The following is a 23,563-nucleotide window of genomic DNA, read 5'->3' as shown; positions in this document are numbered from 1 at the left end:
TCAACCGGCGTCTCCGCCCGCGTGCTTTCCGGTTTTCCACCCGGTTTTGGCGAGGTATTTCTCCCCGCTTTCCACCGCTCGGGGTTCCAGGGAGGTCCCCATGGAATCGTTCCAGCGGTTCAGGTACCCGAACAGGGCGATAACCCCCAGCATCTCGACGATTTCCCCCTCATCCCAGTACTGGTGGAGGCGATCCTGCAGTTCCCGGTCCACGGCATTGGGCACCTGGGAGGCGGCCAGGGCAAAATCGAGGGCGGCCCGCTCTGCTTCTGAGAAAGCCCCGTGGGTCCGGTACTCCCAGATATTTTCCAGTTGTGCTTTTTCGGCCCCGTACCGCTCTGCCGCCCTGATGGCGTGGGCCTGGCAATACCGGCATCCGGCGGCATTGCTGCTGACCCAGGCGATCATCCGCTTGAGGGCGGAACTCACCCGCCCCTCGTTGGCCATTACGGCCTTGTTCAGGCCTATAAAGGCCCTTGAAATTGCAGGCCTCCGCTGCATGGTCAGCACGGAGTTCGGGCAGAACCCGAGGGTTTCCATGAAGAATTCAGCCAATTCGCGGGTCTCGGGGTCGGCATGGGGGTCCAGGGGGGTTACCAGTGGCATATTCGGGCTATTTTATTGTACTTTTGATCCCTTACAAGAAACGAAAAATTATGGCTTCCACCAATCGAATCCTCACCCGCTGGAAGGGCGGATTGGCCTTTGAGAGCGACAACCCGTCGGGCCACACTTTTACGATTGATACCAGCCCCGACGAAGGCGGCCAGGGCCAGGGGCTTCGGCCAAAGGCCCTCATGCTGAGTTCCCTGGCGGGCTGCTCCGGCCTGGACGTGGCCTTTATCATGCGGAAGATGAAACTGGAGGTAGAACAGTTTGAAATCGCCATTAATGCACGCCTGACAGAATCCCAGCCCCAGACCTATGAACACGTGGAGATGGAGTTCCATTTCCACGGGGACGCCCTGAAGGAAGAAAAACTCAAGCGGGCGGTAGACCTTTCCGTAAACAAGTACTGCGGGGTGATGAAAATGTTCCGGCAGTTCGCCGAAGTGGAGGTAAGCACCCATTTCCACCGGGAATAGCCCGGGCCTTAAAGAACCCCTGCTATTGCAAAGGCTTTTCAGGCAGCCCCCCTATTTTTGACCCACTGAGTTATGCGCTGGACGTTTAAACCCGAACCCGACCACGACAAGGCGGCCGAACTGGCCCGGTCGCTGCAGGTAGACCCCCTTGTGGCCGGGTTGCTGGTACAGCGGGGGATAGGCAGTTTTGAGGAGGCGCGCCTGTTTTTCCGCCCGGCCCTGGAACACCTGCATGACCCCTTCCTGATGCGCGATATGGACCGGGCTGTCGCCCGGGTCGAAAGGGCCCTGCAGGACGGGGAGCGGATCCTGGTCTATGGCGATTATGACGTGGACGGGACCACGGCAGTTGCCCTGATTACGGGGTACCTCAGGGAATATACCGATTTGGTGGCTTCCTACATCCCGGACCGGTATGCCGAGGGGTATGGGATTTCCTTCCAGGGTATCGATTTTGCCGCGGACAACGACATCACCCTGATCATTGCCCTCGACTGTGGCATCAAGGCCCTGGAGCAGGTTGCCTATGCCCGGGAGCGCGGCATCGACTTTATCATCTGCGACCACCACCGGCCGGGGGACCTGCTTCCGGAGGCGGTTGCCGTGCTGGATCCCAAAAGGGAAGACTGCCCGTATCCGTTTGGGGAACTTTGTGGCTGCGGGGTGGGGTTCAAGCTCCTGCAGGCCCTGGAACAACGGAAGGGCACCCCTGTAGAGGAACTGTTGCCGTACCTCGACCTGGTGGCAACTGCCATCGCTGCCGATATTGTCCCCATTACGGGGGAGAACCGGGTTCTCACCTACTTTGGCCTGCAGGTGATCAACAGCCGTCCCCGGGCCGGGTTGCGGGCGCTTATGGCCGGCATAACCCGGACAGCATACCAGGTGTCTGACCTGGTCTTCCAACTGGCGCCCCGCCTGAATGCCGCAGGCAGGATGGAACACGGGCAGCAGGCGGTTGACCTGCTCACCGAGCGGGATTTTAACCGGGCCCTGCAACAGGCGGCCCGGATAGAATCGCTCAATTCGGGCCGTCGCGTCGAGGACCAGCGGATTACGGAGGAGGCCCTTTCCATGATCAGGGAAGGGGGGGAGGAAATGCGGTTGAGTACGGTCGTCTACAAGGAAGACTGGCACAAAGGGGTGATCGGCATCGTGGCTTCCAGGCTTACGGAAACCTATTACCGCCCCACCCTGGTCTTTACCCGCAGCGGCGGCAAGCTAACGGCCTCTGCAAGGTCGGTTAAGGGGTTCGACCTGTACCAGGCCCTGGAAGCCTGCTCCGATTACCTGGTGCAGTTCGGGGGGCATACCTATGCGGCCGGGTTAACCCTGGAAGAACCGAATTACGAGGCGTTCAAGGCCCGTTTTGAAGAGGTGGTTGCAGCGTCTATCCTACCCGGGCAATTGCAGCCTGAAATCCAGGCTGACCTTTCCATCCACCTGGGCCAGGTTACGGAAAAGCTGGCGCGCATCCTGGAGCAGTTTGCCCCATTTGGCCCCGGGAACCCGGCCCCTGTATTCCAGGCAGGCCCCCTGTACGATACGGGCTATGCCCGGGGGGTGGGGGAAGGCGGGGCCCACCTGAAGCTGGCGGTCACCCAGGACGGGGTGGGCCCTATCGAAGCCATCGGGTTCGGGCTGGGAGAAAAACTGCCCTTAATACGGGGGGGGCGTCCGTTCCAGGCGGTCTTTTCCGTGGAATTCAACCAATGGCAGGGGCAATCGCGCCTCCAACTGCGGATCAGGGATATCAGGGAATAGGGATCACCCTGCAGCTCCGCCTTCAAAGGATTCCAGCGACAGGCGTTGCCCGTCAAACACGGCATAGCTGAAGTACTGTATCCAGTCGCCCAGGTTTACGTAGCGGGAGGTGTCCGAAAGGGCGATATCGAGGGGCAGGTGCCGGTGCCCGAAAACAAAAAAGTCATAATGGTGGGTTTCCAGCTTCCTTTTGGCGTACTGGACCAGCCATTCCCGGTCTTCCCCGAGGAAACGCACATCGTCTTCCCCTGAAATCAGCCGGTTCTTTACAGAAAAATACTGGGCAAGGGGCACCCCCAGGTCGGGATGCAGCCATCGGAAGCACCATTGGGCCAGGGGATGGGTAAAGACTTTCTTCATCCGTTTGAACCCCTTGTCATGGGGTCCCAGGCCGTCTCCGTGTCCCAGGAAGAAGGCCTTTTCGCCAATATGGAAAACCTGGGGTTTGTGGAATACCGGGATATTCAGTTCCTGCTCGAAATACCCGCGCATCCAGAGGTCGTGATTCCCCACGAAATAATACACCGGGATGCCGCTGTCGGTCAACTCGGCCAGCTTGCCCAGGGTCCGGGTGAATCCTTTGGGCACCACATGGGCATATTCAAACCAGAAATCGAACAGGTCGCCCATCAGGAAAATGGCTGCGGCATCTTCCCGGATGTGCCCGAGCCACCGTACGAACCGCCGTTCCCGCTCCAGGCTGTCCACGGCATTCGGGGCCCCCAGGTGGTTGTCGCTGGCGAAGTAAACCTTCTTTCCTTCAGGTACCTCAATGGTATTCATCCGATGTTGCAATTCAGGGTCCGGATAGCCCCGGACGATTCATTTGCAACCCCTTTTCAGGGATTGTCTGCCGCATGCCATTCGGCATAGGCCGTACCGGTTTCCCGGAGCCTGATCGAATGCAGGGCAATGTTTTCAGGGAGCCGCGCCCTTATTTTTTGCGCAAAATCGATCACCATGTTCTCAGACGTGGGCTGGTAATCGGCCAGGATCACCTTGTGTCCGCTTTCCTCCAGGGTGGTGGCCAAAGCGATATGGGGGGTATTCCTGTTAAAAACGGTGGCGTGGTCGAAAGGGTCCACGATTTCTTCCTTTACAATGGCCTTCAGGTCGCCAAAATCGATGACCATCCCAAGCTTCCTGTGGCCTTCCTCCCGGATGGGGGTACCGATGACCGTAACCGACAGGTGATAACTATGCCCGTGCACGTTGCGGCACTTGCCGTCATAACCGTAAAGGGCATGCCCGGTCTCAAACGTAAATTCCTTGGTAATCCGGATGCGTTCCATGATTTCTTTTCAATGGTACAAAAGTAGGAATAATGTATAACGAATACCCTTTTGGGCTACATTAGCGAAATTTTTGCCCCCTTATATGAATGACGGACTTTTTGAGCAATTGGACTTTGAGCCCAACGCTCTGTTCGAAAAGATCATTACGGGATTGATGGAAAGGCATTATTGCCAGCTCCCGGATTTCCTGTCCCCGGGAGAAACGGATGCCCTCAGGGAAGCGTTGCTTCAGAAATACCAGGCCGACCAGTTTAAAAAGGCCGCCATAGGAAACCGCTTCAGCGAGCAGGTACAGCATGCGGTGCGCGGCGATTTTATCTACTGGATCGAGCGGGAGGCGGCCTCCCCTGCGGAGCGGGCCTTTTTGGAGAAGGTGGACCACCTGGTGGCCTACCTGAACCGCACCTGTTTCCTGGGGATTGCCCGGTCGGAATTTCACTACGCCATTTATCCGCCAGGCAGTTATTACCAAAGGCACCTTGATGTATTTCAGAATGACGACAGGCGGAAACTCTCCCTGGTTTGTTACCTGAATGAGCCCGACTGGCGCCCCGAAGACGGGGGCAACCTGGTATTGTACCCGGGGTCGGAACAGGGAGGAGGGGAAGTGGTGATCGTACCGACCCCGGGAAGGCTGGTCATTTTCGAAAGCCAGGTGCTGGAGCATGAAGTGAAAGCGGCTTCAAGGGAGCGCCTGAGCCTTACCGGGTGGCTCAAAACCCACTAGCTTCGCCCATTCCTTTAAAGGGCAGTACGGGCAACACTGGAAGGAGTTCCGTACCTTGCAGGTAAAAAGCCGTGCCGAGACCTGCCCTGAAATCCATTACCGAAGAAGAGCGGATTTCCCTGAAGGATTCCTTTAAGGGCTGGCGATCCATACCCCGTTTTTTCCGGGAGATTTACCAGGCCGGGCCGGGCCTCTTTGCAGGTAATATCGCTGCCCGGATCCTGAAGGCCTTTGGGCCGGTGGCCTTGCTTTGGGTGGGAAAATTGATCATCGACGAGATCGTCAGGCTGTTACAGGAAGAGGGGGCCGATATGGGGACCCTGTGGCGCTATGTGGCCATGGAGTTGGGCTTGGCGCTGCTGACGGACCTTTTGGGGCGGGTGGTAAACCTTACCGACGGCTTGTTGGGAGACCTGTATTCCAACGCTTCCTCGGAACGGATCATCCGAAAGGCCCAGGAGCTGACCCTCGAGCAGCTCGAAGACCCGAAATTCTACGATAAACTGGAGCGCGCCCGTACCCAGACCAGCAGCCGCGTAAACCTGATGAGCAATGTGCTGGGGCAGGCAGAGGCCCTTTTGTCCGTCGGGTCGCTTATCGCCGGGTTGATTTTCTTTGAACCCTGGCTCATTGTGCTGCTCTTTTTGAGCATTGTCCCCTCCTTCATCAACGAAGTGCGCTATTCCTCCCAGCGCTATTCCCTCGCCCGGAGCTGGACCAGTGAGCGGCGCGAGCTGGATTACCTGCGCTATATAGGCGCGAATACCCTTACGGCCAAGGAGGTAAAACTGTTCGGCCTTACGGGGTTTCTCGCTGCCCGGTTTAAGAACCTGGCGCACCGGTATTACCTGTTGAACCGCCGTATCGCAATACGCCAGAGCCTGTTCGGCGGGCTGTTCAACCTGTTGGGGGTGCTCTCGTATTACGGGGCCTATGTGCTGATCATTTACCGCACCCTGGGCGGGTTGCTGACCCTGGGGGAGCTTACCTTCCTCTCGGGCTCCTTCAACCGCCTTCAGGGCAGCCTCCAGGGGCTTTTCTCGCGCTTTACGCGCATTTCGGAGAGCGCCCTGTACCTGAAGGATTATTTTGACTTCATCGACCTGCACATCCCTGCCCCGGAGCTGGAGCCGGTTCCCCTGCCGCAACGGATCACCAGGGGGTTTGAATTCCGCGACGTGCATTTTACCTACCCCGGGAGCAAGACCCCGATTCTGAAAGGGGTTTCCTTTACCCTCAGGGCAGGGGAAAAGATGGCCTTTGTGGGGCAGAACGGGGCTGGAAAAACAACCCTGGTCAAACTCATCCTCGGCTTCTATACCCCTACCAGCGGGCAGATCCTCCTCGACGGGATGGATATTTCCCGCTTCGACCCACAGGCCTACCGAGACCGTTTTGGGGTGATTTTCCAGGATTTTTTCCGCTATGAATTCACACTCAGGGAGAACATCGCGGTGGGCAACATAGACGCCCTGGACGACGAAGGCCGCATAATGGAGGCGGCCCGCAAGAGCCTGGCCGATTCCGTGGTGCGGGAGGTGGAGGAGGGGCTTGAACAGCAATTGGGCCGGAGGTTTTACCAGGGCCAGGAGCTCAGCGGGGGCCAATGGCAGAAAGTGGCCCTGGCCAGGGCCTACATGAAGGATGCGGAGGTAATGGTACTCGATGAACCCACGGCCTCCCTCGATGCCCGGGCCGAATATGAAGTCTTCCGGCGGTTCATCGGCCTTACCAAAGGCCGCACCAGCATAATCATTTCACATCGGTTCAGCACCGTCCGCATGGCCGACCGCATCCTGGTCCTCGATGCAGGGCGGATCGTCGAATTGGGCACTCACGAGGAGCTGTTGGAAAAAGGTGGGCTCTATGCCGAGTTATTCCACCTCCAGGCTGCCGGCTACCAGTAGGCATGGCTCTGGCCAGCCGTTGCCGGGGTTGGGGCTGACCGACCTGGAAGAGAATGCACATAACATGATGAAAGGCGGCTTATTTGCCTATCTTTAGGCAGTGTTATCCGATGAACCGGGTGGTTCCGGGATTTCTTCCGGACCATAAGTAAAGAAACCGAAAAGATAGAGGAGGCCATGGTACATTTAAGAGAAAGGGGCTCCCGGTTACTGATCCCGATCCTTTTCGTTTCCCTGATTTACATGCTACCGAATTCCAAAGTGTTTGCCCAGGATACTGCCAATGATACCATAACAACCCCGTTTCGAAAGGGAAGGTGGTTGAGCGGCCTCAGCGGCTCATTTTCTTCAAACACCCTGAAACTGGCCTCTTCTGAAGAACTTTTTTCTTCCAATGGGTATGGGATAGAGATTTTTACGGGGAAGTTTTTCAGGGATCGCTGGTTCATAGGCTTAAATGTGCTGGCCACCAGTAGCAGTGGCGCCGGCCTTATCGAAAGGGAATCGGAAAGCCTCCTCCTCGGGCCTTCCCTGAGCCATTACTTTTTGAAGGATTCCTATGGGTCATTGTATGTCTCAGTATTGCCGGGCTTTATCCGGGTTCGGGAAGAGGGCAATGTTTTGCTCGGAGGGGAGGTTCTGAGTCAGAATGCCGAGGGCCCAGGTTTCGCCACCCGGCTCCGCCTGGGATATTCCTATGTGGTTTCCCGCAGGATTGTCCTCGATGTTGGGGTGGGGACCAATTTGTCCTGGCTGGACCTGTCGTACAGGACTGTAGAAGAATCCGCCGAACGGCAGGAATCCATTTTCTCAAATACCACCTTCTTTTCCTTTGGGTTTAATGTTTTGCTGGATGAATTCTTTTTCTGATGCGCTGTTTCCTCCCCTTACTGCTGCTACTACTGATTTTTCCTTTCCAGGCTACAGCGCAGCGCGATGATGGCGCCATTATACGAAGTGATACGCTAAACAACAAAAGCGGCCTTAAACTGATAGGGATCCCCGTGATTTTCAGCACCCCGGAAACCGGGTTTGGCTTTGGCGGAGGAGGCCAGCTATTCCTAACAGGGGAAAAGAATATTTTCAAATCGAGGAAATCGAATATCCTGTTTACAGGGATTTATACCGCGAACGCCCAACTGGTCATCCAGGCACTACCCCAGATCTACTTCGGGTCCGGGGATTACTATTTGGACGGAGTTTATGAATACCGGGTATACCCCAATTTTTTCTGGGGAATCGGCAATAACACCCCGGAATCCAATGAGGAGGCCTATGATATGACGAGCCATAAATTCCGTGCGGATTTCCTCAAAAGGCTGCCCCCTTCGCTGAATTTTGGGCTGCGGTTCAATTTCGAGAACCACCAGGTGACCGAGGTCGAAGAAGGGGGCCTGCTGGATGCCGGGGATATCCCGGGGAGCGACCGGGCCGTGATCGTGGGTCTTGGGGCCATATTTAACCTCGACACCCGGGACCAGGTGGAAGACCCGAAGGGCGGATACTTTGTTAGTTTCAGCGCCCAGTTTTCCAGTGAAAATTTTGGGGCCACCCATGGGTTTAACCGGTTTATTACCGACTTGAGGGCATATCGCCCGCTGGGTAAAAAGGGCCTCCTTGCCGCCAGGCTATACCTGGAGAACAACTTCGGGGAGGTGCCGTTTCAGGCCAAGGCACAATTCGGGGGCGGGGATATGGCAAGGGGCTATTTCAAGGGCCGTTTCATAAATGACCAAATGTATGTGCTGACCGCCGAATACCGATGGCGCTTTCTGCCTCGCTGGAGCCTGGCTGCTTTTGGGCTGATGGGGGAAGTTGGCGATACTAACCAGGACTTCTTTAAGGCACCCCATTTCAGTATGGGGGGCGGGGTCCGTTTTAAGATCCTTAAGGAACAGAACACCCTGGTCAGGTTGGATTATGGAATCGGGGAAGAAGGAAATAGCGGGGTCTATTTTGGGGTAAACCAGGCATTTTAAAAGGTTTCCGTCGGCAGGGGGGTAATTAGGGAATTTGACAATTAGCGAATGTGACAATTAGCGAATTAGCGAATTAGCCAATTTGTTGATTAGCGAATTAGCCAGCTGGTTCGAAGTTCAGGGTCCGGGTCTGCCTTCCCGGGTCAGGGTGTGGGATTGCCTGCTTTCACCCCTTTTCCTTAAACCTCCTGAGGGTCTCCTGAGTCTTTTGGGAAAGGGCCAGTTTTCCCGTAAGGGCGGCCCTGGCCGGCAATAACTCGCCCCAATGGGCCGTCCCCTCCCAGAGCGATTGCTTCATAAGGGAAAGGGCTTCCGGGGAATAGGAGGCGAGTTGGGAAGCAAAAAATTCCGTTTCGGAATCCAGTTCCCTGCGGGTTTCGAAAACCCGGTTAAATAAGCCGTGCTCCTGGGCCCAGTATGCGCTTTTCCATTCCAGGGGGGCCAGGGCCATAGCAGCCAGGCCGCCTTTTCCCGCTTTGCGTTCCACGGCCGGGGCAATCACAAGGGGTGCGATTCCGATACTGAGTTCTGAAAGCCGAATGGAAGCGGCTTCCGAGGCCATCACATAGTCGCAGGCCGCAATAAGGCCCACACCACCCCCAACAGCCTTTCCGTGGACACGTCCGACGATAGGCCTGGGGCAGGTGCGCATGGCGTTGATCAGGCGGGCAAAACCATTGAAGAAAGCAGCGCTCTGTTCCGGGGTGGACACCTGAAGCAGTTCGTCAAAGGAAGCCCCGGCACAAAAGGCCCGATCGCCTTCGGATTGGATGAGGATTGCGGAAACCCCCGGGCTTTGGCCAAGGCGGTCAATTTCACCGCACAGGCGGCCCAGGAGTTCAGAATTCAGCGAATTGCTGGCCGGGTGGCCGAATTCCAAAATGGCCAGCGGGCCTTCCAGCCGGGTATACAGGCTTCCCTCTTTTCGGGTTGTTCCCATGGTTTTTCCCCAAAGTTAGGCCTTTTGTAAAAGGGGGCGAAATTTCCTGCGGAACTTCCAGATGAGGGGTACTCCCCTGGCCACCATCCAGCAGGTAAAGGCAATCCAGATGCCATACAGGCCCCATTCCAGAATTTTTCCCAGGAAAAGCACGGGTACGAAAACCAGGAAGGTTGCCCCCAGCAGCACGTTCCTCAGATAGCGCATCTGTCCGAGCCCCTTGAAAATCCCATCGTATATAAAGGCTACCGTATTGACCGGGAGCCCGAGGATGACGATAAAAAAGATGCTGTAAAAGGCCTCCAGCACCATCGGGTCTGAAGAGAATACCCGGCCAATGCCCGTGTAAAATACCCCTGAGGTGACCATAAGCAACAGGCTGACCCACAATCCGTAACGTGCCGTTTTTCGGGCCAGCAACCAAAGGCTGTCATAATCTTCGGCCCCGAGGAAACGGCCTCCCAGGATCTTCCCGGCAGCAGAATACCCGTCTACAAAGAAGGCGGCAAACAGCCAAAGGTTTATCGCAATGGTATGCGCCCCTATGTAGCGGTCTCCCAGGGCCGTGGCTTCCCTGACTGCCAGGAGGAGGGCGGCATTCAGGGAAAGGGTCCGGACAAAAAGGTTCAGCGCCATCCCGACCAGCCTTTTCAGCTCAGGGTGCAGGGGCCACTTCAGGGACAGGCTCACGGGGGTACGGGTAAGCAGGAGCCATAGGGCCATCACGGCCATCACGGCCTGTGCAATGAGGCTGGCCCAGGCTGCGCCTTCGAGGTGGAGCGCGGGGATCAGGTCTGGCACGCCATAGACCAGGATAAGGTCGAGGAAAATATTCAGGCTGGCCCCCGTAATGGCAATCAGCATGGGCCATCCCGTATTCTGCAGGCCCTGGAAGATCCCCATGATGGCAAAGGTGAGCAGGGTCAGGGGGAAGCCCCAGACCCGGATACTGTAATACGAAATGCAATACTCCAGGATGGTCCCCGAGGCGTTCAGCAGTCCGAAGATTTCGCGGCTGAAAGGGAGGGTGGCCACGAGGATCAGCAGGCTCACCCCGATGTTCAGGCTTATGGCCTGTGCCGGCAGGGAAGTGACGTCAGCTAGTTTGCCGGCGCCGTAAAACTGGGCCATAATCGCCGAAATGGCCGAGCGGGTTTGCCCCAGGATCCAGATCAGCATGCTTAGGAATGAACCTACAATCCCTACTGCGGCCAGAGACTCCAGCCCGGTTTCCGGGATGTTTCCCACAATGGCCGTATCGGTAATGCTTAGTACGGGTTCGGCAATGCCCGCAATAATTGCGGGGACGGCCAGGCGGTTGATGTTTTTACGGGTTAGTGCGGGGTTCACCTGGCGAAGATAAGAGGAGCTCGTAGCAATAAAAAGGGAGAGGGCTTTGTTTCGGAAAAAAGACGTTACCCAGGCGCTGGTATCCGCGGGCCTCATAAAACCGCTGGTTACGAAGATTTTGGCTAAAGGTGTCGAGTCGGATGGATACAGCGCCTTCCCTGGCCGCTTTCCCTTCGGCAAAGTCCATGAGTTTCCGGGCAAAGCCTTTTCCCTGGAGCCCTGGATGTACTGCCAGGCGATGCACGTACCGGTTATTGTCGTCGGGGCTGAGCCATTGGACGTCCCGGTATTCCGGATCCATTAGGGTAGAAAGCACGATTGTGCCGATGAGCGCCCCTTCCTGTTCCAGGACCCAAAGCTCTGCCCGTTCCACGTCGCTGCGAAATGCATGCTCCGAAGGGTAGTGTGCGTTCCACTGGTGAATCCCCTGCCTCTGAAGGGCAGTGGCGCACTGGTCGGTAAGCGCCAGGATGTCGGGGATATCCCGTATTTTTGCTTGGCGGATCATGGCTGGACCTCGATTTTTATTGTAAATTTAATGGATTAATAAAAAAACCGGCTTTCTATGAAAAACATTCTGGTCCCTATTGGAAACTCCCCGGATTCCCATGAAACCCTGCAATATGCCGTAAACTTTGCAGCTGCCTTTGGAGCCAGGGTGTATGTAATGGAAGTAGTGACCCTCAGTGCCCGTGCAGGGGACCTGGCCAACGTGAAGGAGAAGGTCGTGGAAAGCAGTAAGGAACGGGTACGGGAGATTATCGAAAAGATTGATCCGGCCGGGGTGGAGATTAAGGTGGCCACCTTTACAGGCGATATTATCGACGGCCTTAAGGATATTGACCGGGAGCTGGGCATAGACCTGATCATTATTGCCCCCAGGAGCGTGGAACTGGATGAGGACCTGTATCTGGGCAACACCTCCGGGCGGATTATCAAAAGGACGGACATCCCCACGCTGATCGTGCCGAAGGGCATCCGCTTCGAACCGTACAAGTCGGTCCTGACGGCATTTAAATCGGGGGTGCTGAAGCGTAAGCGCATCCTGGACCCCCTGATGGCCATCCAGAAAAAGTTTGATTCCACCATCAGCCTTCTCCTGGTGAAAACCCCGGGCTATACGGACGATGATTTGCGGATCAATACGGCGTTGATGGACATCAGCTCCCAGGTGACCATGACGGAACAGGCGAACACCTACCTCGGGGTCCTGGAACAGCTGCAGGTGCACCACCCCGACCTGCTATGCGTTTTCCGCAGGAAGCGGGGTTTTTTTTCAGCCCTCTGGGAGAAAAACACCATCCGAAAGTCGGAGTTCTCCGTTCGCATCCCCGTGCTGGTGCTGAGCGTGAAGAAGTATTAGCAGGGCCGGAGTAGCTTCGCTGCTCCGGTGAACTTCAGTCCTGCAAATGCAATTTTCATTGCTTTTACAATGCCTTTCGGCATGCTTCGACTGCCGATTTTAGCAGGGCCGGAGTAGCTTCGCTGCTCCGGTGAACTTCAGTCCTGCAAATGCAATTTTCATTGCTTTTACAATGCCTTTCGGCATTGGCGCTTCAGAAAACAAAAAAACCGCTCAAGTAGTGCCGGAGTAGCTTCGCTGCTCCGGTGAACTTCAGTCCTGCAATTACAGTTCGCTTCGCCTATCGGCTCAGGTGTCTTAAAACAAAAAATCTGCTCAAGCAGGGCCGGAGTAGCTGGCGCTGCTCCGGATGATCTCCAGTACTGCAAATGCAATTTTCATTGCTTTTCCAATGCCTTTCGGCATTGGCGCTTCAGAAAACAAAAAACCGCTCAAGCAGGGCTTGGCGGTTTTTCTTATTTCCGAATCGCGCAATGAAAATTGCGCTTGATCGTGGAGAATACCGGAGTCGAACCGGTGACCTCTTGCATGCCATGCAAGCGCTCTAGCCAGCTGAGCTAATCCCCCATTGAACTAGACCGCAAAAAAAAGACTTTTTCGCGAAGTATCAAAATACTGGGCCCAAATTCTGCCGGGAGGGCAAAACAACCTTTTTTCTGTGTAATTTGTACACAACGCATAAAAAAGATGGAAAAAATGGAAGAATTGGAAGGAAAAGTAGCCTATATCACCGGCGGGTCGAAGGGGATTGGCCTGGGTATTGCAGCGGTATTGCTCGAAAAGGGGATGCGCGTCGCCATTACAGGGCGCAGTGAAAAGGCCCTCGGGGAGGCTGTACAGGCTTTGGGGGGAGGCGAAATACTCCCCCTGGTTTCGGATGTTTCCAAAGCCGGGCAAGAAAGGGAGGCCATAGCCAGGGTCCTCGATCGCTGGGGTCGGTTGGACGTGGTCGTGGCCAATGCAGGGGTCGGGCATTTCGCACCCATTGACTCGCTGGGGGAGGAGGCATGGCAGCAGATGCTGGATACCAACCTCACAGGGGTCTACAATACCCTCAGGGCGGCACTTCCGGCCCTTAAGGAATCGAAGGGCTATTACATCACCATTGCCAGCCTGGCGGGTACGAATTTCTTCGCTTCCGGGGCCGGGTACAACGCAACCAAATTTGGGGTTGTTGGTTTTACGCAGGCCGTGATGCTCGACCTCAGGCCCCATGGCATAAAGGTAAGTACCATTATGCCGGGATCTGTAGCCACCCATTTCAACAACCACACTCCTTCTGCGAAAGATGCATGGAAGATCCAACCCGGCGATATAGGCCTCCTGGTGCTCGATTTGCTGCAAATGCACCCCAGGACGCTGCCCAGTAAAATAGAAGTAAGGCCCACCCGACCGGACCTGAAATAGATTACCGGGTTTCCTTAAGGGCAAAGGGTACGGCCGGGTCGAAGAGTTCTGTCAGCAGGGCCGTCAAAACCCCTTCGAAGGCTTCAAGGATCTCAGGGGTGATGGGTTCGCGGTATTTCCTACCCGTATCGGGGACGCCAAACCATTGCCATCCGGCCCCGAGGTTTTTGAAGGAAACCACGCCTGCCCTGAATCCGTTCTGGGGAACCGGCTGCTCGCCCTGTATGAGCCAGGCATAACACAGGACCTGGAAGGCCTTTGATTTTAAGGGGTCGGTGCGCAGGCTGTCCCACTCTGGAACCCGCAGGTCGCGGGCTTCAACTTTTCCCGATTTGTAATCAATGATCCTGAGTTCCCCATCGACTTCTTCAATGCGGTCTACGGTCCCCTTAAGCAGGACCCTGGCGGGTAGGGAAGGGATATCCACCTGCCGGGTCAGCCGGGTCTCGACCCCGAGGATCCGGATCTGGTGCCTCGAGGTGCGATCGGCGTCCATGTCCAGGAATCGCCGGAGGTATTGAATCATTACCTCCTTTGCAATCAGGTTTTTGCCTCTGGCCTTGGCGCCTTTAAGGTAATGTTTCTGAAATGCCTTCTGAATCTCTGTAGGGGCCTCTTTTTTAAGCTGGTCGATCAGGCTTCTGGTCAGCAGTTGACCGATGAGGGGGCGGTACAGGTTCTCCAGGCTTTCATGGATCACGGTTCCGAAGGTATTGGCGGCAATAGTTTCCTCAAATTCCTCGCTATCGCGGATGCCAAGGATGTATTTTCGGTAAAAGCCCAGGGGATTGTCGATGTACGTGCTCAGCGAAGTGGGGGAAAAACCTTCGCCAGCCTTATCCTTTAAGACGGCAAGCAGCTCGTCGCTTTTCCCTATGCTAAACATACGCTCCGGAAGGGCGCCAATTGCAGGGGCTACCAGGGTATGGGTAAGGTGCTCAGACAAAAGCGGATCGGTGCGCAATTGATGGATAAACCGGCTGGGTTCCCCCCCTTCCAGGACATCCGGTTCAGTGTTATAACACAGGTAGACGGTTTGCGCCCGCTGGAGCAGTCGGTAGAAGTGGTATGTATAAACGGCGTCTTTTTCTTTGTACGTGGGCAGTTTGAATTCTTTTTTTACCTCATAGGGGATAAAGGAATTGTTCGACTTCCCAGAGGGCAGGATGCCTTCATTGACGGAAGTGATGATCACCGTTTCAAAATCGAGGTTTCGACTCTCCAGCATGCCCATAATCTGCAGGCCCTCAAGGGGTTCCCCCTGGAAATCGATCCGGTTTTCCTCCAGTAACTGGTCATAAAGGAGTTTCAGCGACCGCAGGTCGGTGATAAAGGGGTATTCCCGGCACATTTCAAGGACCTGGTTGAACAGGGCATGGAAATGCTGCAGGTATTCGAGGACAACCCGATCGCCACTGGCTTCGTAAAGGGGTTTCAGGGTCTCAAGGAGCCTGGTGAAGCCCCGTACCACCCCATCGGGGGGCAGGTGGGCGGGTTCCAGAAGGTGTTGAGAAACAGCTTTGGGCATGGCTTTTACCGAAAGGTCCGCTAACCCCAGGTACGGCCTGTTCTCCTTTAATAGGGTAGTGGCAAAGCCTGCGGTCTTAAACCCCAATTCCACGAACCAGGGCTGCAGGATCGGATGGGAAAGGACCCTGAGAAGTTGGGGGACGTGCCATCCGGCTGGGGTCAAACCGGCATGCAGTTCAAACAAGTCCCCAAACAGGTGTGCGGTGGGGCTGTCCTTTACCGGGTACCCCATGGTGACATTAGCGGCAGGGATTTCCGGGGGCAGGCTGTGCAGGATGGGGTTGAGCAGGCTTTCATCGCCCAGGACCAGGGCGGTATTTTCCAACGTTCCCTGAAGTTTCAGGAGCAATTCCCCACAGAATTTTGCCTGGGAAACCTGTTTGGGCAAACCCGTAATTACGATTTGTTTCGGTGCTTCAAAGGAGGTACTTATCCCTCTTAAGGCGTTATTTCTGAGTTCTGGCCACCCCTCCCGGTGCTTTCGGATAAACAGGCCGGCGTCGTGGATGGGGTTGTCGAGGTAGTAGGGATCGGCGTCCCAGAAAATTTCGGCCCTTCCTGAGGCCAAAAACGCCCTGATGATCTCTTCCTCGGCCCTGGTGAGGGCATTAAAGCCGGCAAAAACAAAGGTTTTGGCCTGTTGGGTTCGCAAATAGGGCTCGAGGGATTCCGCAGCTTTGCGATATACCTGCCCCTGGTATCCCAACCCCTCTGATTCCAGCTTTGCCCGGAAACGGCGGTAGATGGATTCGAGCGATTTCCAGAACCGCACCCGTTTGTCGATCATGGGCGTGGAGGAACCATCCGGCGTCCAGTGCCGGATTTCCTGAAGGGAACCGAGATGTGCAAAGAACGTTTTTTCAGGGACGAGGTATCGGTCGACCTCATTAAAGTCCTGCAGCAGGGTCCTACCCCATTTGCTGAAATCGTAGAATGATTCCTTTTCCACCCCCTCCTGCTCGAGCAGGGTTTCATAAAGGGAAAAATGGAGTTTGGAAGGCGATGCATACCGAAGGCCCGAGAGGTGTTCCAGGAAATCTTCTATGCTCCATATTTCAGGACAAAAGATGGGTGCCCCGGCCTTCCGGGCCATAAGGTTCTTAAGGAAGAACCCGGCCCGCTTACTGGGCAAAATAAAGACGCAATCCAAAGGGGAGGTGTTCCACAACGGAAATTCGTCCAGCACCGATTCCAGGAAGGTCTTCATGGCTTAAAAATAAAAAAGCCCCGGCATTACGCCAGGGCTTTTTCCAGTATGAATGATTTACAACTTGATTAGTTGTTCTGAGATTCTCCGTGAATTTCAACCCTACGGTTGGTCCTTCTGCCTTCGCTGGTATTGTTATCAGCGATCGGACGGTCCTCACCGTATCCAACGGCAGTCATCTTATCAGAAGGAATACCTTTCTCAATCAGGTAATTCATTACCGATTGGGCCCTTTCCTGAGAAAGGCGCTGGTTCAGGGCGGCACTACCTGAGCTGTCGGTGTGCCCTTCAATCCTGAAGGTTACGTTCGGGTAATCATCAAGGATGTCTGCGATGTTGTTCAGAACCTCGGCAGATTGAGGCTTAATAGTGGCTTTGCCTGTATCGAAAAGGATAGTCTTGGCATAGTCCAGAAGCGCCTGGCGTACAGCTTCAGTAACTTCAGGGCATCCCTGGTTTGCTACAGTTCCCACGAGATCCGGGCAGCGGTCGTCTTTATCAGCCACGCCGTCACCGTCACGATCCGGCCATGGGCAACCATTGTTCTCAGCAGGTCCGGCCTCATTCGGGCACTCATCGTCCTTATCGGCTACGCCGTCACCGTCAGTGTCAGGGCAACCGGCCAGGGCAACCAGTCCGGGAGTGTTCGGGCAGGCATCGTCTTTATCGATAACAGTGTCCCCATCGCTGTCAGGACATCCGTTGTATTCTTTCGGTCCGGGAGTGTTCGGGCAGGCATCCTTACCATCTTCAATGCCGTCGCCGTCTGAATCCGGGCAACCGTTGAAGGCCTCAAGTCCGGCTACTTCCGGGCAGGCATCGTCTTTGTCGTAGATTCCGTCACCGTCAGTATCGGTTCCGCCGAAACGGATCGAAACACCAGCCAGGTGCTGGAAGTGGGTAACCCCGTAGTCTTCAAAGGCATGCTTGTACTGAGACTGGAGGGTAACACCCAGGAAATCGTTAAACCAGTAGTTAAAACCAAGGCCACCGTTTACGGTTCCTGCCCCAATTTCATCTACCCAGGTATAACCTCCTCCGAATTCCACGAAGGGATCGAATTTCTTCCCGGAAAAAATATTGTATTTAATGGTACCGTCAACAGCATAGTGGGATACATCGTCTATGGTGAGGTCCCCGAGTTTTTCGATCCGGTTGAGGGATCCGCGAACCCCTACGGAGAAACCGTCTCCTACATAACGGGAAACAGAAAGGTAGGAAATCGAAGGGATGATGTTCCAGTGGTCGTTTGCATTGAAGTACTCATCAAACAAGGCACCTGTTTCGTAGTTCGGCAAGAAAGAAGCAGCATCAGCGTTGGTGGGATAAACATCAATGGCGTTTACACCAAGACTGAACTGCCAGGGATTATTCTCATCCTGAGCTTGGATATTGTTTAACCCTAAAATAAGCAGGCCAACAACCAATAATCTGCTAAGCTGTTTCATGTTCGAATTTTTAAGTTTAAGTGTTTATCAGACGCAAATGTAAGTTGTTAAGAATTATTAACAAAATCAATTCCTCATTTTTTCTATCCTGCCGGGACCCCGCATAACGGAAATCAAATCACCCCAAGCTCCCTGCCTACCTCAATAAAGGCCGCAATGGCCTTATCCAGATGTTCCTTTTGGTGCGCAGCGGATAGCTGCACCCTGATACGCGCCTTGCCCTGGGGTACTACAGGGTAAAAGAAACCAATGACATAGATTCCTTTTTCCAGCAGCTTGTCGGCCATTTTCTGGGCGAGTTTGGCATCGTATAACATTACGGGTACAATGGCCGAATCCCCGTCTATGATGTCAAAGCCGGCGGCTTTCATCCCCTTCTTGAAGTAGATGGTATTTTCATCGAGGCGTTGCTTCAGGTTCTGATCTTTTTCGAGGAGGTCGAAAACCTTCAGGGAGGCCCCAACAATGGCCGGGGCCAGGCTGTTGGAAAAAAGGTAGGGGCGGGAACGCTGCCGGAGCATTTCGACAATCTCTTTTTTTCCGGTGGTATACCCCCCCATGGCCCCGCCCAGGGCTTTCCCCAAAGTGCCCGTAATGATATCAATCCGGCCCATGACACCTTTTTCCTCCAGCGTGCCAATGCCGTGTTCGCCTATAAAACCGGTGGCATGGCATTCGTCAATCATAACCAGGGCATCATAGGCGTCGGCGAGATCACAAATTTTGTCGAGGGGTGCCACCAGGCCATCCATGGAAAACACCCCGTCGGTAACAATAAGCTTGAACCTGGCCCCGTCGGCATTGGCCTGTTGCAGCTGTTTTTCCAGGTCTTCCATGTCTCCGTTGGCGTATCGGTACCTCATGGCTTTGCAAAGGCGAACCCCGTCAATGATTGAAGCGTGGTTCAGGGCATCGGATATAATGGCATCCTCGGGCCCGAGCAGGGGCTCAAAGACCCCGCCGTTGGCGTCGAAGGCGGCCGCATACAATATGGTATCTTCCGTACCGTAAAAATCGGCAATCCTTTTTTCGAGTTGTTTGTGGATATCCTGGGTGCCGCAGATGAAGCGGACTGAAGACATCCCGAATCCGTGGCTGTCGAGGGTGTCTTTGGCCGCCTGGATCACTTCCGGGTGGGCAGATAACCCCAGGTAATTGTTTGCGCAGAAATTCAGCACCTCCTCCCCTGTGGATATGCGTATCACGGGCCCCTGAGGGGAGGTGATGATCCGTTCCTTTTTATATAGCCCGGCCTCGCGGATGGCTTCCAGTTCTTTTTCCAGGTGTTCTTTTAGGGATCCGTACATAGTATCAGATGAATTCAGGGGTTATTTGGTTCTTGTCGATGTAGACCAGGATGGCCGCCGCCACGGGGTGGCCCATTTCCCGTAGTGTATCGGCGTATTGCCCTACCTGCCTGTGGTATTCCTGTTTAGGGGTCCCCGTCTTGTAATCAAGGATGGCCACCCCCCCGTCGAGGAGCACCAGGCGGTCGGGCCTCAAAATTAATCCATTTTTTGTTAGCAGTTCCCATTCGTTAAGCCCCCTGGCCCCAGGGGCGAAATAAGGCTCGAGCCGGGGGTGGCCAACCACCTTAAGGAGCAGTTCCCCAAAGGCTTCCCGGTCTTCATGGGCCAGTAATCCCTCGCCTTGCAGACGGCCCACGGCCAGGCCTACGTCGTCCCGGGAATGGATCAGGCTGAGGGCATGGTGGAGGATGTTTCCATATTGGATGGCCCTCGCCTGGTCGGTATCCCAGAGGATCCCTGAATGGGTTACCATCCTCAGGGATGCCCGGTCCCTGGCCGAATACCGAAAACGCACGCGTTCCCTGGCCGCGGGCACTACCGGCTCCCCGTTCCCGGGGAGGGCGCCAAAGGAATAGGTGGACTGTCCGTCTTCCCAGAACCCATTTTCCCTGAGGTACCGGCAGTAGACTTCCCCATAGGACTGGGGCCCGGAAGCGGTATCTTTTTGCGGGGTTTCCCTGCTGATCACGAAAAGCGCCCTGATGGCCCGGGTGTGGGCCACATACAGGAGGTTATAGGCGTCCAGCTCCAGCCGGTGCCGTTCTTCCTCATAAAGCTCCGGCGCCGGTGCGGCATAGGTCTTCAGTTCTTTTTTCCGGCTGAGCAGCAAGTGTCCGAAGCCTGCAAAATGCTGCGGGGCTACCGGAAACCATAGCTTTGGGTTCTTTTCCCGGTAAATGGGGGTGTCGGCAAACGGGTAGATCACGATGGGGAATTCCAGGCCTTTGGATTTGTGGATGGTCATCAGGGTAACGGCATTGAACCCTTCCGGCGCCTGTATGCTCAGCTTGTCGTGCCGGGCCTCCCAATAGTCCAGGAAAGACCGGATGGATGAATCCTCGCTCCGGCCGACTTCCAGGACAAGGTCCATGAGGAAAACCAGGTAGGCATCGTTCTCCCCCCCCAGGCGGAACTGCCTGATGGCCTCTTCCAACAGGTCATAAACGGGTTTCAGCCGGTCAGCCCCGGGGGCAAACCCGTATTCGCGCTCCAGGAGCTGGTCCGCCCCGGCAAGGTGCCGGGCAATCCACTGGTGGCGGTCGGCCCGCCCTTCGCTGAGGAACAAAAGCAGCCCGAAGGCATGGTTCCTGTCTTCGGGGGCGACCAGGTGGTGCAACAGGTGGATCAGGAACCGGATTTCCGGATGGTTCTCCAGCAGCAGGGTTTCCGAGGAGATCACGGGGATGCCTGCCTCCATCAGGTGGCTGGAGATCATCACCCCTTCCTGCCGGCGACGGGTCAGGATGCAAAGCTCCCGGTAAGGATACCCCTTTTTCGCCAGTTCCTGCACCCGTGCCAGGGTCCTGTCGAGATACTCCCGGGAGGCGTCGTCGGCGTCGGCAGGCACCAGATCGATTTGGACCAGCCCCTGTCCCTCCCGTTCGGACACCTGTTGGTTGCCCTTGAGGAAGAGGTCTGAGTAGGAACCCTCACCCATGTAGGTGCTGATATGGCTGAAAAAATCATTGTTGAAAGCGACCAGGGGCTTGAGGCTTCGAAAGTTTTGCGGCAGGGCCTCCAAATGGGCTGCCACGGAAAAGGGGTTATCGGTTCCCCTGGCCAACCGGAGGAATTGTTCGGCTTTCCCCCCCCGCCAGCGGTAGATCGCCTGCTTGGCATCCCCCACCAAAACCAGGGACCCCCTGCGACCCTGTTCATCCTCGCCCTGCAGGGCACTTCCGATCAGGGGGATCAGGTTTTCCCACTGCAACCCGGAGGTGTCCTGGAATTCATCGATGAAATAATGCCGGTACCGTTCCCCAAGGCGTTCATAGAGGTATGGGACGGGTTGGTCCTTTAATTCCTTTGCGATTATGGCATTGAAGGAGGAAATGGGCAGATACCCCCCTTCATCCCTGAGCAGGTCCAGTTCCTGTTTCAGCATGCCAAGGACCGTAAACGGGGCGCAATTCGTGTATGCATTTACCAAAAAACCCCTCTTTTGGATGCCGTCGCGAATGCCCTCGAAATAGCCGGTTAAGACGGGTAGCAAGTCATCCAGCAGGGTTTTTTTGGCAGGGTCGGCCTTTTTGGGATACAGGGGTTGCTGACCGAAATTTTGTTTCCAACCGGCTTCGAAATTCTGGTTGAAATCGCCCTGCGCCACCTTGTCCAGGAAGTCGGGAAAATAGCCGCTGCTGAAATCAAGGCGCTCCAACCCATGGGCTTCGATAAGTTCTTTGGCTTCCCGGGCCGCACTCACCAGCAGGGCTTCCGTCTGCCGCCTGGAGACCCCCAGGAGTTCCCTCAGGTTCTGGAAGTCGTTCATGGCCTTTCCCCGAAAGTCCTCCAGATACGGGTAGTGGTTCTCGTCGAAAAGGAGTTGGCCCATCTCAAAGAGGTCCCTGCTGATGTCCCAACTCCGGTCCTCTTCCGCCTTTTCCAGGGCAAACTCGATTAGCGCTGCCGTGAGGCCCGGGTGGCTTCCGGCTTTTTGAATCAGGGCATCCACCGCCCGGGCGAGCAGTGCATCGGTGTCTAGGACGACCTCAAAATTGGAAGGCAATTCCAGGTCCTGGGCAAAAGTGCGCAAAATGCGGTGGTTAAACCGGTCAATGGTGCTGACGTCAAAAAAGGCGTAATTGTGGAGCAATTCCTCGAGTACCTTTCCGCTTTGCCTGACCAGGAAGGCACGGTCTTCCCCCAGGCCTTCCCTAACGGCCTCAAACAGGTCGGAGGGCTTTTCCCCTTCCTGCAGGCAGGAGAATTCCATGAGGTTTTTCAGGATGCGATGCTTGAGTTCCGCTACAGCTTTATTGGTAAAGGTAATGGCCAGAATCCTCCTGAATTCCTGGTCCGCCCCAGGATGGAGCAGCAGCCTTAGATATTCCCTTGCCAGGGTAAATGTCTTCCCGGAGCCTGCTGAGGCGTCATAGATCCGAAAAGGTTTGGATTCAGCGTTCATCATCTGCAAAATAAGGATTCCCCGCAGGTTCTTAACAAATAATTAGCGCAAAGTGTTTGTTAAAATCTGTACATTTGGTAAACACCGTTTGTTAACATAAAAACCAGTTACCTATGTCATTCCAATTACCGAAATTACCTTATGCATATGATGCCCTGGAGCCGCATATCGATGCGCGCACCATGGAAATCCACCATACAAAACACCACAACGGATATACTTCCAAGCTCAATGAGGCCATTTCAGGCACTGCCCTTGAGGGAAAGCCTATTGAAGACCTCCTCAAAGGCCTGGACATGTCCAACAAAGCTGTAAGAAACAATGGGGGAGGGTATTTCAACCACTGCCTTTTCTGGGAGGTCATGTCCCCGGACGGAGGCGGCGCGCCGTCTGGTGAGCTGGCCGCGGCCATTGACCAGGCCTTCGGTTCATTCGAAGGATTCAAGGATGCCTTTAGCAAGGCAGCTGCCGGGCAATTCGGTTCAGGATGGGCCTGGCTCTGCGTGCATAAAGGCGGTAAAGTGGAGGTATGCTCCACCCCGAACCAGGATAACACCCTAATGCCCGGAGTGGGTTGCGGCGGATATCCGATCCTCGGGATCGATGTCTGGGAACACGCCTACTACCTGCATTACCAGAACCGGCGTCCCGATTATATAGAAGCCTTCTTCAACGTCATCAATTGGGGCAAGGTCGCTTCAGACTACAAGGCCCGTCGTTGATTTTGCACGTCTTAGAAAAAAGCCCCGGGAATTGCTTCCGGGGCTTTTTTTTTGGCAATAGAAAAGGGCAGAAAGCTCTGCCCTTTTCATCCCAAATCTTACCATAAACTTAACCTACTTATGCTATGGCACGACTAATTTACTGGTAATAAGTAAAATAACAAAGAAATTGTAGGGAAAATAAAGAGGCTGCCCTGAGGGCTTACGTGTTAAAATCTTTAAATTCAACAAAATAGGGAATTTTAAAGGGGTTACGTGAAATAAAAAAGGCAAGGACGCTGCCTTGCCTTTTTCCCCAAATCTTACCATAAACTTAACCTACTTATGCTATGGTCCTCCAAAAGTAAGGGGAACTCCACGCAGGGGGAAAGCTTTTGGGCGAATACCGTTAAAAACCGTTGAAAT

Annotated in this window: 19 protein-coding genes and 1 tRNA gene; 9 read left to right on the top strand and 11 right to left on the bottom strand. The window is 55.0% G+C overall.

The window, feature by feature from the left end; translation table 11 throughout:
- Positions 1 to 606, bottom strand: coding sequence for a carboxymuconolactone decarboxylase family protein (locus NG653_RS13050; RefSeq protein WP_252742160.1), 606 nt, complete (start codon positions 604 to 606; stop codon positions 1 to 3).
- Positions 607 to 656: 50 nt separating this feature from the next.
- Between NG653_RS13050 and NG653_RS13045 the strand changes: the two genes are divergently transcribed.
- Positions 657 to 1,085: an OsmC family protein gene (locus tag NG653_RS13045; RefSeq protein WP_252742159.1), complete on the top strand. Its 429-nt coding sequence runs from the start codon at positions 657 to 659 to the stop codon at positions 1,083 to 1,085.
- Positions 1,086 to 1,157: 72 nt separating this feature from the next.
- Positions 1,158 to 2,849 carry a single-stranded-DNA-specific exonuclease RecJ gene (gene recJ / locus NG653_RS13040; RefSeq protein ID WP_252742158.1) on the top strand — a complete coding sequence of 564 codons (1,692 nt, stop codon included), beginning with the start codon at positions 1,158 to 1,160 and terminating at the stop codon, positions 2,847 to 2,849.
- A 3-nt stretch (positions 2,850 to 2,852) separates the two neighbouring features.
- Here the strand turns inward: recJ and NG653_RS13035 are convergent, their stop codons facing one another.
- On the bottom strand, positions 2,853 to 3,632 hold the full coding sequence (locus NG653_RS13035) for a UDP-2,3-diacylglucosamine diphosphatase (protein WP_252742157.1): 780 nt from the start codon (positions 3,630 to 3,632) through the stop codon (positions 2,853 to 2,855).
- A 56-nt stretch (positions 3,633 to 3,688) separates the two neighbouring features.
- Positions 3,689 to 4,141: a 6-pyruvoyl trahydropterin synthase family protein gene (locus NG653_RS13030; RefSeq protein ID WP_252742156.1), complete on the bottom strand. Its 453-nt coding sequence runs from the start codon at positions 4,139 to 4,141 to the stop codon at positions 3,689 to 3,691.
- Between the two features lie 85 nt (positions 4,142 to 4,226).
- Between NG653_RS13030 and NG653_RS13025 the strand changes: the two genes are divergently transcribed.
- The 4 genes from NG653_RS13025 to NG653_RS13010 all read left to right on the top strand — a co-directional run bounded on the left by NG653_RS13025 (position 4,227) and on the right by NG653_RS13010 (position 8,757).
- Positions 4,227 to 4,871: a 2OG-Fe(II) oxygenase gene (locus NG653_RS13025; protein ID WP_252742155.1), complete on the top strand. Its 645-nt coding sequence runs from the start codon at positions 4,227 to 4,229 to the stop codon at positions 4,869 to 4,871.
- 71 nt (positions 4,872 to 4,942) lie between these two features.
- Entirely contained in the window at positions 4,943 to 6,778 is a 1,836-nt protein-coding gene (locus NG653_RS13020; RefSeq protein ID WP_252742154.1) for an ABC transporter ATP-binding protein, read from the top strand.
- Between the two features lie 177 nt (positions 6,779 to 6,955).
- A complete protein-coding gene (locus NG653_RS13015) occupies positions 6,956 to 7,648 on the top strand; it encodes a hypothetical protein (protein WP_252742153.1) in 693 nt (230 codons plus the stop codon).
- The gene (locus tag NG653_RS13010; protein WP_252742152.1) at positions 7,648 to 8,757 is read left to right on the top strand and encodes a BamA/TamA family outer membrane protein; all 1,110 of its coding nucleotides are present in this window, start codon (positions 7,648 to 7,650) and stop codon (positions 8,755 to 8,757) included. The genes NG653_RS13015 and NG653_RS13010 overlap by 1 nt, the downstream gene beginning before the upstream one ends.
- Before the next feature lie 166 nt (positions 8,758 to 8,923).
- Here the strand turns inward: NG653_RS13010 and NG653_RS13005 are convergent, their stop codons facing one another.
- Genes NG653_RS13005 through NG653_RS12995 form a run of 3 tightly spaced genes read right to left on the bottom strand, consistent with a single transcriptional unit; the run spans position 8,924 to position 11,555 of the window.
- Entirely contained in the window at positions 8,924 to 9,697 is a 774-nt protein-coding gene (locus NG653_RS13005; protein ID WP_252742151.1) for an enoyl-CoA hydratase/isomerase family protein, read from the bottom strand.
- Positions 9,698 to 9,712: 15 nt separating this feature from the next.
- Positions 9,713 to 11,047: an MATE family efflux transporter gene (locus tag NG653_RS13000; protein ID WP_252742150.1), complete on the bottom strand. Its 1,335-nt coding sequence runs from the start codon at positions 11,045 to 11,047 to the stop codon at positions 9,713 to 9,715.
- Positions 11,025 to 11,555 (bottom strand): GNAT family N-acetyltransferase, encoded by a 531-nt coding sequence (locus NG653_RS12995; protein ID WP_252742149.1) that lies wholly within the window; start codon positions 11,553 to 11,555, stop codon positions 11,025 to 11,027. Before NG653_RS12995 ends, NG653_RS13000 begins: the two co-directional genes overlap by 23 nt.
- 57 nt (positions 11,556 to 11,612) lie before the next feature.
- On the opposite strand from NG653_RS12995, the gene NG653_RS12990 reads away from it, so the two are divergent.
- Positions 11,613 to 12,410: a universal stress protein gene (locus NG653_RS12990; protein WP_252742148.1), complete on the top strand. Its 798-nt coding sequence runs from the start codon at positions 11,613 to 11,615 to the stop codon at positions 12,408 to 12,410.
- 493 nt (positions 12,411 to 12,903) lie between these two features.
- On the opposite strand, the gene NG653_RS12985 is transcribed toward NG653_RS12990, so the two are convergent.
- Positions 12,904 to 12,977: transfer RNA gene (locus tag NG653_RS12985), tRNA-Ala, on the bottom strand.
- 129 nt (positions 12,978 to 13,106) lie between these two features.
- Here NG653_RS12985 and NG653_RS12980 point away from each other — a divergent pair.
- Positions 13,107 to 13,817: an SDR family oxidoreductase gene (locus NG653_RS12980; protein WP_252742147.1), complete on the top strand. Its 711-nt coding sequence runs from the start codon at positions 13,107 to 13,109 to the stop codon at positions 13,815 to 13,817.
- A gap of 1 nt (position 13,818) precedes the next feature.
- Here the strand turns inward: NG653_RS12980 and NG653_RS12975 are convergent, their stop codons facing one another.
- From NG653_RS12975 to NG653_RS12960, 4 genes are all read right to left on the bottom strand, one after another.
- Positions 13,819 to 16,554 carry a PD-(D/E)XK nuclease family protein gene (locus NG653_RS12975; protein ID WP_252742146.1) on the bottom strand — a complete coding sequence of 912 codons (2,736 nt, stop codon included), beginning with the start codon at positions 16,552 to 16,554 and terminating at the stop codon, positions 13,819 to 13,821.
- Between the two features lie 68 nt (positions 16,555 to 16,622).
- Positions 16,623 to 18,002, bottom strand: coding sequence for an OmpA family protein (locus tag NG653_RS12970; RefSeq protein ID WP_252742145.1), 1,380 nt, complete (start codon positions 18,000 to 18,002; stop codon positions 16,623 to 16,625).
- 113 nt (positions 18,003 to 18,115) lie between these two features.
- Complete coding sequence (kbl, locus tag NG653_RS12965) at positions 18,116 to 19,309, bottom strand: glycine C-acetyltransferase (protein ID WP_252742144.1); 1,194 nt, start codon at positions 19,307 to 19,309, stop codon at positions 18,116 to 18,118.
- 4 nt (positions 19,310 to 19,313) lie between these two features.
- Positions 19,314 to 22,439 (bottom strand): UvrD-helicase domain-containing protein, encoded by a 3,126-nt coding sequence (locus tag NG653_RS12960; protein WP_252742143.1) that lies wholly within the window; start codon positions 22,437 to 22,439, stop codon positions 19,314 to 19,316.
- 110 nt (positions 22,440 to 22,549) lie between these two features.
- Between NG653_RS12960 and NG653_RS12955 the strand changes: the two genes are divergently transcribed.
- Entirely contained in the window at positions 22,550 to 23,158 is a 609-nt protein-coding gene (locus NG653_RS12955) for a superoxide dismutase (protein WP_252742142.1), read from the top strand.
- The last annotated feature ends 405 nt before the right edge of the window (positions 23,159 to 23,563 follow it).

The sequence above is a fragment of the Robiginitalea marina genome, assembly GCF_024006985.1.
Classification (GTDB): domain Bacteria; phylum Bacteroidota; class Bacteroidia; order Flavobacteriales; family Flavobacteriaceae; genus Robiginitalea; species Robiginitalea marina.
Note: the sequence above shows the minus strand (reverse complement) of the source record. Positions and strands in the feature narration are given on the sequence as shown.

What these genes read in the sequence shown, in the direction of transcription:
- NG653_RS12955 (WP_252742142.1), top strand. Translation starts at nt 22,550, where the DNA reads ATGTCATTCCAATTACCGAAATTACCTTATGCATATGATGCCCTGGAG.
- NG653_RS13045 (WP_252742159.1), top strand. Translation starts at nt 657, where the DNA reads ATGGCTTCCACCAATCGAATCCTCACCCGCTGGAAGGGCGGATTGGCC.
- NG653_RS13015 (WP_252742153.1), top strand. Translation starts at nt 6,956, where the DNA reads ATGGTACATTTAAGAGAAAGGGGCTCCCGGTTACTGATCCCGATCCTT.
- NG653_RS13005 (WP_252742151.1), bottom strand. Translation starts at nt 9,697, where the DNA reads ATGGGAACAACCCGAAAAGAGGGAAGCCTGTATACCCGGCTGGAAGGC.
- NG653_RS12970 (WP_252742145.1), bottom strand. Translation starts at nt 18,002, where the DNA reads ATGAAACAGCTTAGCAGATTATTGGTTGTTGGCCTGCTTATTTTAGGG.
- NG653_RS13035 (WP_252742157.1), bottom strand. Translation starts at nt 3,632, where the DNA reads ATGAATACCATTGAGGTACCTGAAGGAAAGAAGGTTTACTTCGCCAGC.
- NG653_RS13030 (WP_252742156.1), bottom strand. Translation starts at nt 4,141, where the DNA reads ATGGAACGCATCCGGATTACCAAGGAATTTACGTTTGAGACCGGGCAT.
- NG653_RS12975 (WP_252742146.1), bottom strand. Translation starts at nt 16,554, where the DNA reads ATGAAGACCTTCCTGGAATCGGTGCTGGACGAATTTCCGTTGTGGAAC.
- NG653_RS12980 (WP_252742147.1), top strand. Translation starts at nt 13,107, where the DNA reads ATGGAAGAATTGGAAGGAAAAGTAGCCTATATCACCGGCGGGTCGAAG.
- NG653_RS13010 (WP_252742152.1), top strand. Translation starts at nt 7,648, where the DNA reads ATGCGCTGTTTCCTCCCCTTACTGCTGCTACTACTGATTTTTCCTTTC.
- kbl (WP_252742144.1), bottom strand. Translation starts at nt 19,309, where the DNA reads ATGTACGGATCCCTAAAAGAACACCTGGAAAAAGAACTGGAAGCCATC.
- recJ (WP_252742158.1), top strand. Translation starts at nt 1,158, where the DNA reads ATGCGCTGGACGTTTAAACCCGAACCCGACCACGACAAGGCGGCCGAA.
- NG653_RS13050 (WP_252742160.1), bottom strand. Translation starts at nt 606, where the DNA reads ATGCCACTGGTAACCCCCCTGGACCCCCATGCCGACCCCGAGACCCGC.
- NG653_RS12990 (WP_252742148.1), top strand. Translation starts at nt 11,613, where the DNA reads ATGAAAAACATTCTGGTCCCTATTGGAAACTCCCCGGATTCCCATGAA.
- NG653_RS13025 (WP_252742155.1), top strand. Translation starts at nt 4,227, where the DNA reads ATGAATGACGGACTTTTTGAGCAATTGGACTTTGAGCCCAACGCTCTG.
- NG653_RS12995 (WP_252742149.1), bottom strand. Translation starts at nt 11,555, where the DNA reads ATGATCCGCCAAGCAAAAATACGGGATATCCCCGACATCCTGGCGCTT.
- NG653_RS12960 (WP_252742143.1), bottom strand. Translation starts at nt 22,439, where the DNA reads ATGATGAACGCTGAATCCAAACCTTTTCGGATCTATGACGCCTCAGCA.